The organism is Pseudomonas sp. LBUM1652 (assembly GCF_059716105.1).
In genome coordinates, this window is sequence record NZ_CP166804.1 from 1,347,999 (window position 1) to 1,360,760 (window position 12,762).

Here is a 12,762-nt window from a genome sequence, read left to right on the forward strand (position 1 = left end):
GAGTAAAACAGTGGACTATCCAAAAAGCATCCCCGGTGTCGGCTTGGTCAACGGCGGTTTCGTCGATGAAAACCCCGTCGCCGGAACTCCGGGATCGTTGATCCCTGCCGAGTGGGGAAACAGTGTCACGCAAGAAATTCTCAATGCCATCAAGGCCGCCGGGCTGACGCCGGATGAGGCGAAAACCGACCAGTTGGCAACCGCCATTGGCGCGCTGGTCGACTTCAACAAACTGAAAAATACCCCGACCACGCTGGCGGGTTACGGCATCACTGATGCGGTGGGGCGGCTGCTGGCGGTCAGGCAGATCGAGACGGTCGGGATCACGGTTTATGTGCCAAACCCGAGAGCCAAACGCATTCGTGTGCGGTTAGTCGGCGCAGGTGGATCGGGCGGCGGATGCATGCCCGTTGCGGCGGGTAATCAAATCCTGGGCGGCGGCGGTGGGTCCGGTGCCTATGCCGAAAGCCTGTATGACGTGACTGCGCAAATGCTCAGCGGTGTACCTGTCTCCTTGGGCGCGGGCGGGGCTGTGAGCAACAGCACGGGCTTATCGGGCGGCGGCGCTTCTTTTGGCGCTTACATGAGTGTTTCGGGAGGCGGCGGCGGGCAGAAGCTTGCGATTGTAACCACAGCCACCTCGTCCGGATTTATACAAGGCGGGGTCGGCGGAGCGGTCACGGGGGGCAATCTTTGCAGTGCTCGGGGACTCTCCGGCGGATTTGGAATGAGCAATGCAAATTGGGGTTTGCTCTCCGGTTGCGGAGCCGCCAGTCCGTTCGATGGCGGGGCCCCTTTCACCGGATCGAACACGGCTGGCAACGCCGGCATCCGCGGCTCAGGTGGCAGTGGTTCGTGCTCGGTCAACCCGTCCGCCTCAGTGGTCAGCGGCGCTGGCGGCAACGCCTTCTGTGAAATCTGGGAGTACGAATAATGGCCCGTTATGCACGAGTGGAAAACGGTGTCGTGGTCGAACTGATCGATACCGGTGATTACCTGATTACCCAACTGTTCGCCCCAGCCTTCGTCGAGACAATGGTGCAGGTGCCGGAAGGCATGGAGGTCGAAATCGGTGGGCCAGTCGGCGAACTTCGCCAGGGCAACGAGTCGTTGCTCGTAACAGAAAATCCTTTGGTTATCCCGCAAGTCGCAGCGGAGGAAGAAGAGCCATTGGCGGCTGCGCGCACTTGGCGGCAGACGAGCCTTTCGTCCACCGAGTGGTGGGTGACGCGTCATCGCGATGAACAGGAACTCGGCCGCGGCACGACACTTAAGGCCCAGCAATATCTGGAGCTGCTGGAGTACCGGCAGGCCTTGCGTGACTGGCCCGATTCGGATCATTTCCCGGCAGAAGTTTTCCGCCCGTCAGCACCGGTGTGGATGGCAGGATTTCATGGCTGACGTCTTATTTTTTAAACATGGAGTAGCGTGATGGATTACCCGAAAAGTGTGCCCAGTGCCGGCCTGATCAATAACAAATTCGTAGACGAAGACCCAATCACCGGAACGCCGGGCTCGTTGATTCCGGCAACTTGGGGCAATAGCGTCACGCAGGAAATTCTTGAAGTTATCAGAAGCTCAGGAGCAGTCGCGGACGAAGCTGATAACACTCAGTTAAGAGCAGCTATCAATACGCTGATCTCGAAGAAATACAGCGAAAGCTTGGCGAGTCAGGAGGATGCGGAGTCTGCTGCGAGTACTACCAAGTTGATGACACCGTTGCGCGTAGTCCAATCCATTGCGAAAAAAATCCAACAGGCGACAGAGTCCATCGTAGGCATTGCAAAAGTTGCTTCTCAGGCAGAGGTCAATGCTGGCGCTAGCGACGCGTCTATTGTGACTCCGAAAAAACTCAGACTTGGATTCATGGTGAAGCAGGGGATTTCAGGCTACATCGTTTTTCCGTCCTGGATGGGTGGCTTGATCATCCAGTGGATTAACGGCAGCGCCAGTCAGTCAGGCAATAACAACTACGGTGATCTGAATCTATGGCCATTGGCATTTCCTAATGCTCTGTTTCTTGCAGTTGCCACCCATGAAGGCACTTCAACAGCAACGTTTCTGACATGGAATGCTGTTTCTACAGTGAGTCGGCAAGTGGGCATCAATGTGCGCTGTCCTGATTATTCCAATTCGTCCATCTCCGCCCGAATCATAGGAATAGGGTACTGACTATGTATTATTTCTCGCCGGCAACTTCTGGTTTTTATCATTCGGATTTACATGGAGTGAGTATTCCTTCCGACGCGTTTGCACTAAGCGAAGGTGACTACTGCGGGCTGGTATCGAATGCTCCAAAAGGTACGGTTCTTTCACTGAATACTGAAGGACGACCGGAGCGGATATTTTTAGCGGAACCGTCCAGCGACGCGCAAGAGCGAGCGTGGCGAGACAAAGCGTTGGAGCTGACTCAGTGGTTGGTCCTTCGTGATAGCGAAGAACTGGAAATGGGCGAGGGCACAACCTTGCGCGTCGAAGAGTTCAAACAACTGCTGGCGTATCGACAAGCGTTGCGCGACTGGCCAAACGATCCGGACTTTCCGGAGGCACGCTCCCGCCCGGTCAACCCCGACTGGCTGGAAAGCTTGCTCCGAGTCAACGGTTGAGCCGTCGCTGACCTGAAGAGGAATTAACGTGGATTATCCAAGAAGTGTCGCCAGCTCCGGTCTGGTCGACGGCAAGTTTGTTGATGAAGATGCGATAGCCGGAACGCCGGGATCGCTGATTCCGGCGGTCTGGGGCAATAGTGTTACTCAGGAAATACTCAGCGCGATTATCGCGGCTGGTTTGAAACCGGACGAGCAACAGACTGATCAATTGGCTCAGGCTATCCGGCAATTGTCCAAACCCGATCCGTTGCAACAGTTTCCGGTGCAGGTGTACCGCAGGAATTTGTTGATCAATGGTGGATTCGATATCTGGCAGCGTGGTACGACCAACCAAGGGCCAAGTATTGGCGGTTATGTAGCCGACCGTTTTCGCTGTGACTGGAATGGCAATGCCGCCGTGACCATCTCTCGCCAGGACTTCGCCCCCGGCCAGGCAGAAGTGTCCGGCGAGCCGAGCTATTTTTTGCGCTGGCAACAAACCACGGCGGGTGTCGGTGCGACCACGCATACAGTTTCCCAGAGCATTGAATCGGTCAGAACATTGGCCGGGAAAACCGCCACTGTGACCTTTTGGGCGCGATCCGATGCCGCACGGCCGTTGAAGGTGACGATAGGCCAGTTTTTTGGGGCTGGCGGTTCGGAGGCCGTTGTGAAAGCGGTCGACGTCTTTCAATTGAGCACCGCCTGGGCCAGATACACCGCAACGTTTCAGGTGCCGGTCATTGCGGGAAAAATGCTCGGTGCGAATGATTGCCTGAGACTTGCTTTCGATCTTCCGCTGAACGTCTTGCAAACAGTTGATCTGGCAAGAGTGCAGTTGGAGGAGGGACCAGTCTCCACGCCATTCGAGTACCGCCCTATGGCTGAAGAATTCGTGCTTTGTCGGCGTTATTTCGAGAAGTCTTTTGCCGACCGTTTAACGATTGGCGCGAACAATGGCACGGGTACATGCATTGTCACGTTTACCCAGGCAGCGGCTGCAAATGTCGGTCAATACGGTATGGCCGTAGACATGCAGGTGCAAAAGAGAGTGCAGCCTACTGTCGTGCTCTATTGCCCTGCAAATGTTAGTAACCAGGTTTGGAACTACTCGATTGGAGCTGCCTGCACGGGAACAATTGTACAAAGTGTGACACAGCGTAGTTTCGCAGTTGGCACGGTGACGCCTGTAAACAGCCAGCCCGGCAACGGCTTGCAGATTGAATGGACAGCAGATGCTGAACTCTAGGAGTGCAACATGGGTTATCAACTGACGATGTGTGGCGTGCTGCGGGTGAGTGATTCAGCGTTTATCCCGCAGGATCCGACCAATCGCGACTGGCTTGAGTATCAGGATTGGTTGCTCTCAGGCGGACAGGTCCTGCCTTTGAATGAATCACTTGAAAAGGCTGCTCCGGACAGCTCCGTGAAAACTCTGGCAAAAAAATGGTTGGCAGGCATCAGTGCCCAACCATGATTCAATCCGGGCATCCAGGGAGGATTACGCATTATGCAAATAACTGAAAACAACCTTATCAACATCATGCCCAACGCCCGCACCCAAGCGGGCGTTTTTGTTTCTGCGCTCAACAGCGCCATGGCCAACCGTCGTATCGATACGCCCAAACGTATCGCTGCATTCCTCGCGCAAATCGGCCACGAGTCGGGCCAGTTGCGGTACGTGCGCGAGTTGGGCAACAACCAGTACCTGAGCAAGTACGACACCGGCACCTTGGCGTTACGGCTGGGCAACACGCCTGAGGCCGATGGCGATGGCCAAAAGTACCGCGGTCGCGGGCTGATCCAGATCACCGGTCGCGCCAACTATCGCCAATGCAGCCTCGGCTTGTTCGGCGATGAGCGTTTGCTGTCCTTGCCGGAACTGCTGGAACAACCGCAATGGGCCGCCGAATCCGCTGCATGGTTCTGGGAAAAGAACGGCTTGAACGAACTGGCCGACCGCGACCAGTTCAACACGATCACCCGGCGCATCAACGGCGGGTTGAACGGTTTGCAGGATCGGCTGGAAATCTGGGCGCGGGCGAGGGCGGTGCTATGCCAATCCCCTGGCGAGTGATTGGCGTTGTTTTGCTCGCCGCCGGGGCGGCGGCGCTGGCCTGGCAGTTTCAGGACTGGCGGTATGGTCGGCAGTTGGCCGAGCAGGCTCGGTTAAACGCCGAAGCCCTTAATCAACAGACCATTGCCGCCGCCACCGCACAACAGACCGAGCAGGATAAACGTCTGGCCCTGGAGCAACGGCTCGCGGCCAGTGAACAAAACCATTTTCGAGCCATGACCGATGCCCAACGTGATCAGGATCGCCTGCGCGATCGCCTTGCCACTGCTGATGTGCGCCTGTCAGTCCTTCTCGACGCCGGCGACGTTGCCGCCGGCTGTACGGTGCCAGCCACCGCCGGCACCGGCGGCGTGGATCATGCAACCGTACGCGCCCGACTTGACCCGGCGCATGCTCAACGAATTGTCGCCATCACCGACACCGGCGACCGCGGACTGATTGCCTTGCAAGCCTGTCAGGCCTATGTCAGAGCATTGGCGCCCGCACATTTTGAATAAGCTTGTGTATTGAAAGCGCAACCGGCTCGTGTACGGTGGGACCCATTCCACCCGATCCGGAGCGCACCGTGAAAGAGATCACTCAACTGGCCGCCGAACTTGGCCGACGTCTGCAAGTGCTCAATGCCCACGTCACTACGGCCGAGTCTTGTACCGGTGGCGGGATTGCCGAAGCCATTACGCGGATTCCGGGCAGCTCGGCGTGGTTCGAGGCCGGTTACGTGACCTATTCCAACCGGCAGAAAACCCAGCAACTCAACGTGCCGGCCGAGCTGTTCGGCACGGTGGGGGCGGTCAGTCGCGAAGTGGTCGAGGCGATGGTGGGCGGCGCTCAGGAGAAAAGCCTGGCACGGTTCGCCGTGGCGGTCAGCGGCGTGGCCGGCCCCGACGGCGGCACGCCGAACAAACCGGTGGGCACGGTGTGGCTGGCCTGGGGTGTCGACGATGTGGTTTCCAGCGAGGTGCAGCACTTTCCCGGCAACCGCGATGAAGTCCGCCGACAAACGGTGAAGGCCGCGCTAGAGGGGCTCCTGCGACTGGCGGCACGAGAAATCGAAAATCAGGGGTAGGCGATCCGCGAACGCTGTGGAATAATACTGGCTACTTATACAGGTGTTGGCCGTCAGGCCTTATTGATTACGTGAGGACTTTAATGGACGACAACAAGAAGAAAGCCTTGGCTGCGGCCCTGGGTCAGATCGAACGTCAATTCGGCAAGGGTGCCGTAATGCGTATGGGCGATCAGGACCGTCAGGCGATCCCATCCATCTCCACTGGCTCTCTGGGTCTGGACATTGCACTCGGCATTGGCGGCCTGCCAAAAGGCCGTATCGTTGAAATCTACGGTCCTGAATCTTCCGGTAAAACCACACTGACTCTGTCCGTGATCGCCCAGGCTCAAAAGGCTGGCGCGACCTGCGCATTCGTCGACGCTGAACACGCCCTCGACCCTGAGTACGCCGGCAAGCTGGGCGTCAACGTCGACGACCTGCTGGTTTCCCAGCCGGACACTGGCGAACAAGCCCTGGAAATCACCGACATGCTGGTGCGCTCCAACGCCGTTGACGTGATCATCGTCGACTCCGTGGCTGCACTGGTGCCGAAGGCTGAAATCGAAGGCGAAATGGGCGACATGCACGTGGGCCTGCAAGCCCGTCTGATGTCCCAGGCGCTGCGTAAAATCACCGGTAACATCAAGAACGCCAACTGCCTGGTGATCTTCATCAACCAGATCCGCATGAAAATCGGCGTGATGTTCGGTAGCCCGGAAACCACCACCGGTGGTAACGCGCTGAAGTTCTACGCATCGGTTCGTCTCGACATCCGCCGTACCGGCGCGGTGAAGGAAGGCGACGAAGTGGTCGGCAGCGAAACCCGCGTCAAGGTTGTGAAGAACAAAGTGGCTTCGCCGTTCCGTCAGGCCGAGTTCCAGATTCTTTACGGCAAGGGCATCTACCTCAACGGCGAGATGATCGACCTGGGTGTACTGCACGGCTTCGTAGAAAAATCCGGCGCCTGGTATGCCTACGAAGGCACCAAGATCGGTCAGGGCAAGGCCAACTCGGCCAAGTTCCTGGCAGACAATCCGGAAATCGCCGCCAAGCTCGAGAAGCAACTGCGTGACAAACTGCTGGCGCCAGCAGCAGACGTTAAGGCTTTGGCGACCCGTGACAAGGTCGACGATATGGCCGAGGCCGACATCGACGTTTGAAGTTTTTGAATGACTCTTGTACTCGATACCCTCGTCGCGGTGCGACGAACCGCCATGGACCTGCTCGCACGTCGCGAGCACGGTCGAGTCGAACTGACGCGTAAACTGCGTCAGCGTGGCGCTGAGGCGGAGATGATCGAAACAGCCCTCGACCGTTTGACGGAAGAAGGGCTGCTTTCCGAAGCCCGTTACCTGGAAAGCTTTGTTTCTTACCGAGCCCGTTCAGGCTATGGGCCTCTGCGAATTCGCGAGGAGTTGAGCCAGCGTGGTTTGCAACGTGCCGATATCGAACTCGCCCTGCGCGAAAGCGGTATCAGTTGGCAGGAGCAACTCCAGGAAACGTGGCAGCGAAAGTTCTCCGGACATCTGCCTATTGATGCCAAGGAACGAGCCAAACAAGGCCGCTTCCTGGCCTATCGAGGTTTCTCGATGGAGATGATCAACCGCTTGTTCAGCGGCAGAGGGATGGACGATTAAAACGGTTAAACAAAAACGGCCCGCTATGAAAATAGCGGGCCGTTTTTTTTTTGCCTTTTAAATGACTTTCGACGGTTCTCGGCTGCGTTGCGCGGTCGGTGGTTTGGAGTCGGCCCAGTTGTCCGGCAAGTTGATGTAGTCCACCAGCTCCCTCAAACGCCCGTGATTCCGGGCGTTGAAAGCAAAGGCTAGCCGCGTCAGGTGGCTGAACTGCGCTTCATCGTGTTCTTCGCCGGCGTAGGCGTGTTGATGGAACTGGTCGCTCAAGCACAAATCGGCAAAGGCTTCCTGCATATGCTCCAGCGCCTGGTCGCTGAGTTTGTGATTCATGCGGATCACGAATTGGCGCTTGAGCCAGCGGCTGGAGTGGAAGTTGCTGTAGAACTGGGTGATCTGTTCCACCGCTTCCTCGACGGTGTAGACCAACCGCATCAGCTTCGTGTCGGTTGGCAAAATGTAGTGATTGTCCGCGAGTTGCTGGTGGATGAAATCCATCGCCCCCTGCCAGAACGTGCCACCCGGCGCATCCAGCAAGACCACCGGCACCAGTGGGCTTTTGCCGGTCTGGATCAGCGTCAGCACTTCCAGTGCTTCGTCCAGCGTGCCGAACCCGCCCGGGCACAGCACCAATGCATCAGCTTCCTTGACGAAGAACAGCTTGCGGGTGAAGAAGAAGTGGAAGGGCAACAGATTACCTGTGCCGCCCACCGTCGGATTGGCATGTTGCTCGAAGGGCAGGGTGATATTGAACCCGAGGCTGTGATCACGTCCGGCACCTTCATGCGCGGCGGCCATGATGCCGCCACCGGCACCGGTGATGACCATCATGTCCGAACGCGTCAACGCCGCACCGAGTTCCCGAGCCATCGAATACAGAGGATGTTCGACTGGAGTGCGCGCCGAGCCGAACACGGTGACTTTGCGCCGCCCCTTGAATTGCTCCAATACGCGAAACGCCTGCTCCAGCTCGCGCAAAGCTTGCAGGGTGATCTTGGCGTTCCAGCGGTTGTGGTCTTCCTGGGCCATGCGCAGCACGGTCAGGATCATGTCGCGATAGATGGGAATATTCGGACTGTTGGGTGAAACACGGTTGAGTTGCTCTTCAACCTGGCTGATGAGGTCGGGGCCGCTTTCCTGAAAATGACGGCTGAGCAGGTCATTCGGTTGGTAAGGCATTCAACGTCTCCTTCTGCACAGAGCGGGTGGCCCTGACGAGCGGCGTCAGTGCCGCGCTGCAAAAAAACACACAATCGGCAGTTCCTTTCCTGCCTTGAAAAAGTGAGCGGGAATACTTTGAATCTAGACCCTTGCACGCATTTGCGCTGACTTGATCATTGCGCTGCAAAGTCCTGACTGGCAACCGCTTATTGTTTTTCAGCCAATTGCACCACCGCTCGTCCGAACGTGTGCCGGACGGCAAACCCTCTGATTAACTCTCTGACAGGCACCATGCAAATTTTGCGTCAATCACCATACGCAAGGTGCATGCGATTCAAGGATTTGCGGGTGGCAAGGAGGCGAGGGAACATGACCAGAGTGATTCTGGAGATCGATACGCAGCTGTATCGGATGTTGAAAGCATCGGCCGAGACCAACCAAGTGAGTCTCGAAGAGGAGTGCTGCCGCAGGTTGGCAGGCGGGGAACGCCGTTCGCGTTATTTACAGGCACTGGTGGCCGAACTGCGCGCCGAGGATGAACAGCGGCGCGCCAACTCGCGATGATTACTTCTTCTTCGCCGGGGCGGCTTTCGGGCAATCCGAGTCCTGATAGCTGGCGGAGCCGATCGCCTTATTGGTTTTCACTTCAGTGAAGTCGTAACGCATGACCGCGCCTTTAGCCATCAGCTTGCGGTACGACGGGTTGTTGCAGACCGAGGCGCCGAGCTGGAAATACACGGCTTTTGGATCAGCACGCATCTTGTCGGCGTGGCTCTTTTGCACGCTCAGGTGGTTGATCAACTGAGTGCCTTCAACGGTGTAGCCCTGATCAAGAATGTCTTCATTGATTGCCCGAGGCGTGCCGACGCTGCTTTGGGCGGCGACGTTGCGCAGCTCTCTGTTCAGATTCTGCTCACTCAAGGACGCGGCCTGAGCGGTGAAGGACGACGCCAGCAGAATGGCAGCGGTGGGAACGATAAGGCGCAGCATGAAACTCTCCTGGTTCAGTGACTGGTGGTTCGACCAGCCACGTGACTGTGCGTTCAGTGGCGGCGAATTATAGGGGAGCCGGTCTGGACGGTACAGGCTTGTGCCCGTTGCTCTGGTAAACTGCCGACCTTTATTGCCCTGCCGAGTGTTGTTCGTGTCGAGTTTCCCTGTCTGCCGGCCTTGCCTGCGATGAACCATGCCCCCAACGCCGTAGCCCGCCTGCGCGATCAGCGCGAGGACGAGGGCATCAAGCCGATTCAGGCCCGGGGCTTTCGCTCCGAACGTTGCCGCGACTGCCGGGTGATCATCAGTCATTGCCTGTGCGCCTGGCGGCCAAGCGTGGAAACCCGTTCCGGCGTGTGCCTGATCATGACCGGCAAGGAAGTGTTCAAACCGAGCAATACCGGTTGGCTGATTGCCGATGTGGTGCGCGATAACCACGCGTTCATCTGGTCGCGCACCGAGCCGGACCCGCAGATGCTGGCGCTGCTCAACGACCCGCAATGGCAGCCGTATCTGGTGTTTCCCGGCGAATACGTCGAGCCTTCGCGCGTGACGAATACCGTCGCCCTCGATAACAGCAAGCGGCCGCTGTTCATTCTGCTGGACGCGACCTGGACGGAAGCGCGCAAGATCTTCCGCAAGAGCCCGTACTTCGACAGCCTGCCGATCCTCAGCCTGTTGCCCGACAAACTTTCGCGCTACCGCTTGCGTCGTTCGACCCGTAGCGAGCACCTGTGCACCGCTGAGGTCGCGGCGCTGTGCCTGGAACTGGCGGGCGACAGTGACGCGGCCTCGGCGCTGGACGCCTATTTCGACGTGTTCAGCCAGCATTATCTGGGCGCCAAACAGCAGCTGGACATGAATGAATCCACGCCCGCTCACGCCGAGTTGCAACCCTATATACGAAAGCCGCAGCCGGAGTTGGCCCAATAGTGGCCCATACTGTACGCGGCGGCGGCCGTGCTGCTTGACCACCCCGTCTTCGCTGGGCATGCTTGGCGCCGATTAGGGTGCGGCCAAGGTTTGAAACGCCGTGTTTGCTGGTTATTGGCGTTGAACGTGCCCCTGTGGATGCCGCTTAAACGCGCATCTTGAGTTGCTTTGGCGAACCCCGAATACACCGGGTCAGCCATCAAAAACAGGATCATTTGAAAAATGGCCACATACGACATCCTGATTGCCGATGATCACCCCCTGTTTCGTAGCGCCCTGCATCAAGCGGTGACGCTGGGCCTTGGCCCGGACGTCCGGCTGGTGGAGGTGGCGAGCATCGCCGAACTGGAAACCCGTCTCACCGAAAAAGCTGATTGGGATCTGGTCCTGTTGGATCTGAATATGCCCGGCGCGTTCGGGTTTTCCGGGCTGGTGATGTTGCGCGGTCAATACCCGCAGATTCCCGTGGTGATGGTCTCGGCGCAGGAAGAAGCCTCGGTGATGGTCAAATCCCGTGAATTCGGTGCCAGTGGTTTTATTCCCAAGTCCAGCGACCTGAGCGTGATTCAGGAAGCGGTGCGCAAAGTGCTCGATGGCGATGTGTTCTGGCCGCCGCAGGCGTTCGAAGCGGTCAGCGTTTCCGCCGAAGCGAAGGCTGCCAGTGATGGCCTCGCCAGCCTGACTCCGCAACAGTTTCGCGTGCTGACCATGGTCTGCGAAGGCTTGCTGAACAAGCAGATCGCCTATGAATTGAGCGTGTCGGAAGCGACCATCAAGGCCCACGTCACAGCGATCTTTCGCAAGTTGAATGTGCGTACTCGTACGCAAGCGGCTTTACTGCTGCAACAACTTGAGTCAATTCCGAGCCAATAACTATTGGCGTATTCACGCTTTTTTGACTTTCGTTGATCTAGCTTTCTCACTCCTTTTCAGTTGGTTTCCACTTTATGTCACCTTTCAAGGGCCAGACCGGCCTGAAACGCATCCTCAACGCTTCCGGTTACTCGCTGGACGGTCTGCGTGCAGCCTTCACCGGTGAAGCGGCGTTCCGCCAACTGGTGCTGCTTAATGTAGTGCTGATTCCGCTGACGTTCTTCCTCAATGTCAGCCGCGTCGAACAGGCACTGTTGATCGCTGTGTGCTTGCTGGCGCTGATCGTCGAGTTGCTGAACTCGGCGGTGGAAGCGGCCATTGACCGTATCTCCCTGGAACTGCACCCACTGTCCAAGAACGCCAAGGACATGGGCAGCGCCGCGCAATTCGTGGCCTTGACCATGATCGCTCTGGTTTGGGCGGTGATTCTGCTTTAAGCGATAGTGGGCAAGACGATCTCGTCGCTGCGCTGCACCCCGGCGGTGAAAGCGCGGCACAGATCGAGAAACTCGCGCATGGCCGAGGTCTGGTATTTCTGCTTGTGCCAAATGAAGTAGAACTGTCGCGCCAGATCCAGATCCGGCGTCTCCACAGGCACCAGACTCCCACGGCGGAAGGCATCACGTAGCGCCAGCCGCGAGATACAGCCAATCCCCAGCCCCGACTCCACCGCGCGTTTGATCGCTTCGGTGTGCTCCAGCTCCAGACGGATATTCAGTGCACTGCGATGGTGACGCATGGCCTGATCGAAGGTCAGGCGCGTGCCGGAACCCTGTTCGCGCAGAATCCACGCTTCATGCGTCAACTCTTCCATGGTCGCGCTGCCGCGTTTGGCCAGCGGATGCTGCGGCGCGCAAAACACCACCAGCTCATCCTCGACCCAGCTCTGCACTTCGATGTCCGGGTGGCTGCAATCGCCTTCGATTAGACCCAGATCAATTTCGTAGTGAGCGACTTGTTGCACGATATTGGCAGTGTTCTGCACGTGCAGCTTCACCTGACTTTCCGGGTGGCGCTGCATGAAACTGCCGATCAGCAGGGTTGCCAGGTAATTGCCGATGGTCAGCGTTGCGCCCACCGACAGCGAGCCGAAACCGGATTTGCCGTTGAGCAGGTCTTCGATTTCCTTGGACTGATCCAGCAGCGCCACGGCTTGCGGCAGCAGCTGTTTACCCAGGGCGTTGAGGCTCAGCCGTTTGCCGGCACGGTCGAACAGCTGGCAGCTGGACTGGCGCTCCAGTTCGGTGATCGAGGTGCTTGCCGCCGATTGCGAGAGGTTGAGCAGACCCGCAGCACGGGATACGCTTTCCTGCTGGGCGACAGCGACGAAGACTTGCAGTTGACGGAGAGTAAATCGCATATCGATATAACCGATAACCCTTATCTTAATAATCCAGTTAACAGATATTGTCGGCGCTATTAGAATGCGATGCAATTGCGCACCATCGGCATTTA

Annotated in this window: 18 protein-coding genes; 15 read left to right on the plus strand and 3 right to left on the minus strand. The window is 57.7% G+C overall.

The window, feature by feature from the left end; translation table 11 throughout:
* Positions 1-10 precede the first annotated feature (10 nt).
* The 11 genes from ACA069_RS06005 to recX all read left to right on the plus strand — a co-directional run bounded on the left by ACA069_RS06005 (position 11) and on the right by recX (position 7,350).
* Positions 11-934, plus strand: a complete 924-nt coding sequence (locus ACA069_RS06005) for a glycine-rich domain-containing protein (protein WP_497616713.1) — start codon at positions 11-13, stop codon at positions 932-934.
* A complete protein-coding gene (locus ACA069_RS06010) occupies positions 934-1,401 on the plus strand; it encodes a phage tail assembly chaperone (RefSeq protein ID WP_497616714.1) in 468 nt (155 codons plus the stop codon). Before ACA069_RS06005 ends, ACA069_RS06010 begins: the two co-directional genes overlap by 1 nt.
* A gap of 30 nt (positions 1,402-1,431) precedes the next feature.
* Positions 1,432-2,172, plus strand: a complete 741-nt coding sequence (locus ACA069_RS06015; protein WP_489878321.1) for a gp53-like domain-containing protein — start codon at positions 1,432-1,434, stop codon at positions 2,170-2,172.
* 2 nt (positions 2,173-2,174) lie between these two features.
* Entirely contained in the window at positions 2,175-2,606 is a 432-nt protein-coding gene (locus ACA069_RS06020) for a phage tail assembly chaperone (RefSeq protein WP_489878322.1), read from the plus strand.
* Positions 2,607-2,634: 28 nt separating this feature from the next.
* Positions 2,635-3,837 (plus strand): carbohydrate binding domain-containing protein, encoded by a 1,203-nt coding sequence (locus ACA069_RS06025; RefSeq protein WP_489878323.1) that lies wholly within the window; start codon positions 2,635-2,637, stop codon positions 3,835-3,837.
* Between the two features lie 9 nt (positions 3,838-3,846).
* Positions 3,847-4,065 carry a hypothetical protein gene (locus ACA069_RS06030; protein WP_187679102.1) on the plus strand — a complete coding sequence of 73 codons (219 nt, stop codon included), beginning with the start codon at positions 3,847-3,849 and terminating at the stop codon, positions 4,063-4,065.
* A 33-nt stretch (positions 4,066-4,098) separates the two neighbouring features.
* Complete coding sequence (locus ACA069_RS06035; RefSeq protein ID WP_187679101.1) at positions 4,099-4,665, plus strand: glycoside hydrolase family 19 protein; 567 nt, start codon at positions 4,099-4,101, stop codon at positions 4,663-4,665.
* Positions 4,644-5,162 carry a lysis system i-spanin subunit Rz gene (locus ACA069_RS06040; RefSeq protein WP_401270006.1) on the plus strand — a complete coding sequence of 173 codons (519 nt, stop codon included), beginning with the start codon at positions 4,644-4,646 and terminating at the stop codon, positions 5,160-5,162. Before ACA069_RS06035 ends, ACA069_RS06040 begins: the two co-directional genes overlap by 22 nt.
* A gap of 68 nt (positions 5,163-5,230) precedes the next feature.
* On the plus strand, positions 5,231-5,731 hold the full coding sequence (locus ACA069_RS06045) for a CinA family protein (protein ID WP_187679099.1): 501 nt from the start codon (positions 5,231-5,233) through the stop codon (positions 5,729-5,731).
* Between the two features lie 83 nt (positions 5,732-5,814).
* Complete coding sequence (gene recA / locus ACA069_RS06050) at positions 5,815-6,873, plus strand: recombinase RecA (RefSeq protein ID WP_187679098.1); 1,059 nt, start codon at positions 5,815-5,817, stop codon at positions 6,871-6,873.
* Between the two features lie 9 nt (positions 6,874-6,882).
* On the plus strand, positions 6,883-7,350 hold the full coding sequence (gene recX, locus ACA069_RS06055; protein WP_103302971.1) for a recombination regulator RecX: 468 nt from the start codon (positions 6,883-6,885) through the stop codon (positions 7,348-7,350).
* A 57-nt stretch (positions 7,351-7,407) separates the two neighbouring features.
* On the opposite strand, the gene ACA069_RS06060 is transcribed toward recX, so the two are convergent.
* The gene (locus tag ACA069_RS06060; RefSeq protein WP_497616719.1) at positions 7,408-8,526 is read right to left on the minus strand and encodes an LOG family protein; all 1,119 of its coding nucleotides are present in this window, start codon (positions 8,524-8,526) and stop codon (positions 7,408-7,410) included.
* Positions 8,527-8,877: 351 nt separating this feature from the next.
* Between ACA069_RS06060 and ACA069_RS06065 the strand changes: the two genes are divergently transcribed.
* Positions 8,878-9,072: a hypothetical protein gene (locus ACA069_RS06065; RefSeq protein ID WP_401270014.1), complete on the plus strand. Its 195-nt coding sequence runs from the start codon at positions 8,878-8,880 to the stop codon at positions 9,070-9,072.
* Here the strand turns inward: ACA069_RS06065 and ACA069_RS06070 are convergent, their stop codons facing one another.
* Positions 9,073-9,498, minus strand: coding sequence for a PA3611 family quorum-sensing-regulated virulence factor (locus tag ACA069_RS06070; RefSeq protein WP_187679094.1), 426 nt, complete (start codon positions 9,496-9,498; stop codon positions 9,073-9,075).
* A 189-nt stretch (positions 9,499-9,687) separates the two neighbouring features.
* Here ACA069_RS06070 and ACA069_RS06075 point away from each other — a divergent pair, with 189 nt between their 5' ends.
* From ACA069_RS06075 to ACA069_RS06085, 3 genes are all read left to right on the plus strand, one after another.
* Entirely contained in the window at positions 9,688-10,434 is a 747-nt protein-coding gene (locus ACA069_RS06075; RefSeq protein ID WP_187679093.1) for a tRNA-uridine aminocarboxypropyltransferase, read from the plus strand.
* 222 nt (positions 10,435-10,656) lie between these two features.
* Positions 10,657-11,307, plus strand: coding sequence for a response regulator transcription factor ErdR (gene erdR / locus ACA069_RS06080; protein WP_042557931.1), 651 nt, complete (start codon positions 10,657-10,659; stop codon positions 11,305-11,307).
* Positions 11,308-11,381: 74 nt separating this feature from the next.
* A complete protein-coding gene (locus tag ACA069_RS06085; RefSeq protein ID WP_129390014.1) occupies positions 11,382-11,744 on the plus strand; it encodes a diacylglycerol kinase in 363 nt (120 codons plus the stop codon).
* On the opposite strand, the gene ACA069_RS06090 is transcribed toward ACA069_RS06085, so the two are convergent.
* Complete coding sequence (locus tag ACA069_RS06090) at positions 11,741-12,667, minus strand: LysR family transcriptional regulator (protein WP_187679092.1); 927 nt, start codon at positions 12,665-12,667, stop codon at positions 11,741-11,743. The two genes, ACA069_RS06085 and ACA069_RS06090, sit on opposite strands and share 4 nt — an antisense overlap.
* Between the last annotated feature and the right edge of the window lie 95 nt (positions 12,668-12,762).

Coding starts and splice junctions, on each gene's coding strand:
- ACA069_RS06010 (WP_497616714.1), top strand. CDS start 934: ATGGCCCGTTATGCACGAGTGGAAAACGGTGTCGTGGTCGAACTGATC.
- ACA069_RS06015 (WP_489878321.1), top strand. CDS start 1,432: ATGGATTACCCGAAAAGTGTGCCCAGTGCCGGCCTGATCAATAACAAA.
- ACA069_RS06020 (WP_489878322.1), top strand. CDS start 2,175: ATGTATTATTTCTCGCCGGCAACTTCTGGTTTTTATCATTCGGATTTA.
- ACA069_RS06030 (WP_187679102.1), top strand. CDS start 3,847: ATGGGTTATCAACTGACGATGTGTGGCGTGCTGCGGGTGAGTGATTCA.
- ACA069_RS06035 (WP_187679101.1), top strand. CDS start 4,099: ATGCAAATAACTGAAAACAACCTTATCAACATCATGCCCAACGCCCGC.
- ACA069_RS06040 (WP_401270006.1), top strand. CDS start 4,644: ATGCCAATCCCCTGGCGAGTGATTGGCGTTGTTTTGCTCGCCGCCGGG.
- recA (WP_187679098.1), top strand. CDS start 5,815: ATGGACGACAACAAGAAGAAAGCCTTGGCTGCGGCCCTGGGTCAGATC.
- recX (WP_103302971.1), top strand. CDS start 6,883: ATGACTCTTGTACTCGATACCCTCGTCGCGGTGCGACGAACCGCCATG.
- ACA069_RS06060 (WP_497616719.1), bottom strand. CDS start 8,526: ATGCCTTACCAACCGAATGACCTGCTCAGCCGTCATTTTCAGGAAAGC.
- ACA069_RS06065 (WP_401270014.1), top strand. CDS start 8,878: ATGACCAGAGTGATTCTGGAGATCGATACGCAGCTGTATCGGATGTTG.
- ACA069_RS06070 (WP_187679094.1), bottom strand. CDS start 9,498: ATGCTGCGCCTTATCGTTCCCACCGCTGCCATTCTGCTGGCGTCGTCC.
- ACA069_RS06075 (WP_187679093.1), top strand. CDS start 9,688: ATGAACCATGCCCCCAACGCCGTAGCCCGCCTGCGCGATCAGCGCGAG.
- erdR (WP_042557931.1), top strand. CDS start 10,657: ATGGCCACATACGACATCCTGATTGCCGATGATCACCCCCTGTTTCGT.
- ACA069_RS06085 (WP_129390014.1), top strand. CDS start 11,382: ATGTCACCTTTCAAGGGCCAGACCGGCCTGAAACGCATCCTCAACGCT.
- ACA069_RS06090 (WP_187679092.1), bottom strand. CDS start 12,667: ATGCGATTTACTCTCCGTCAACTGCAAGTCTTCGTCGCTGTCGCCCAG.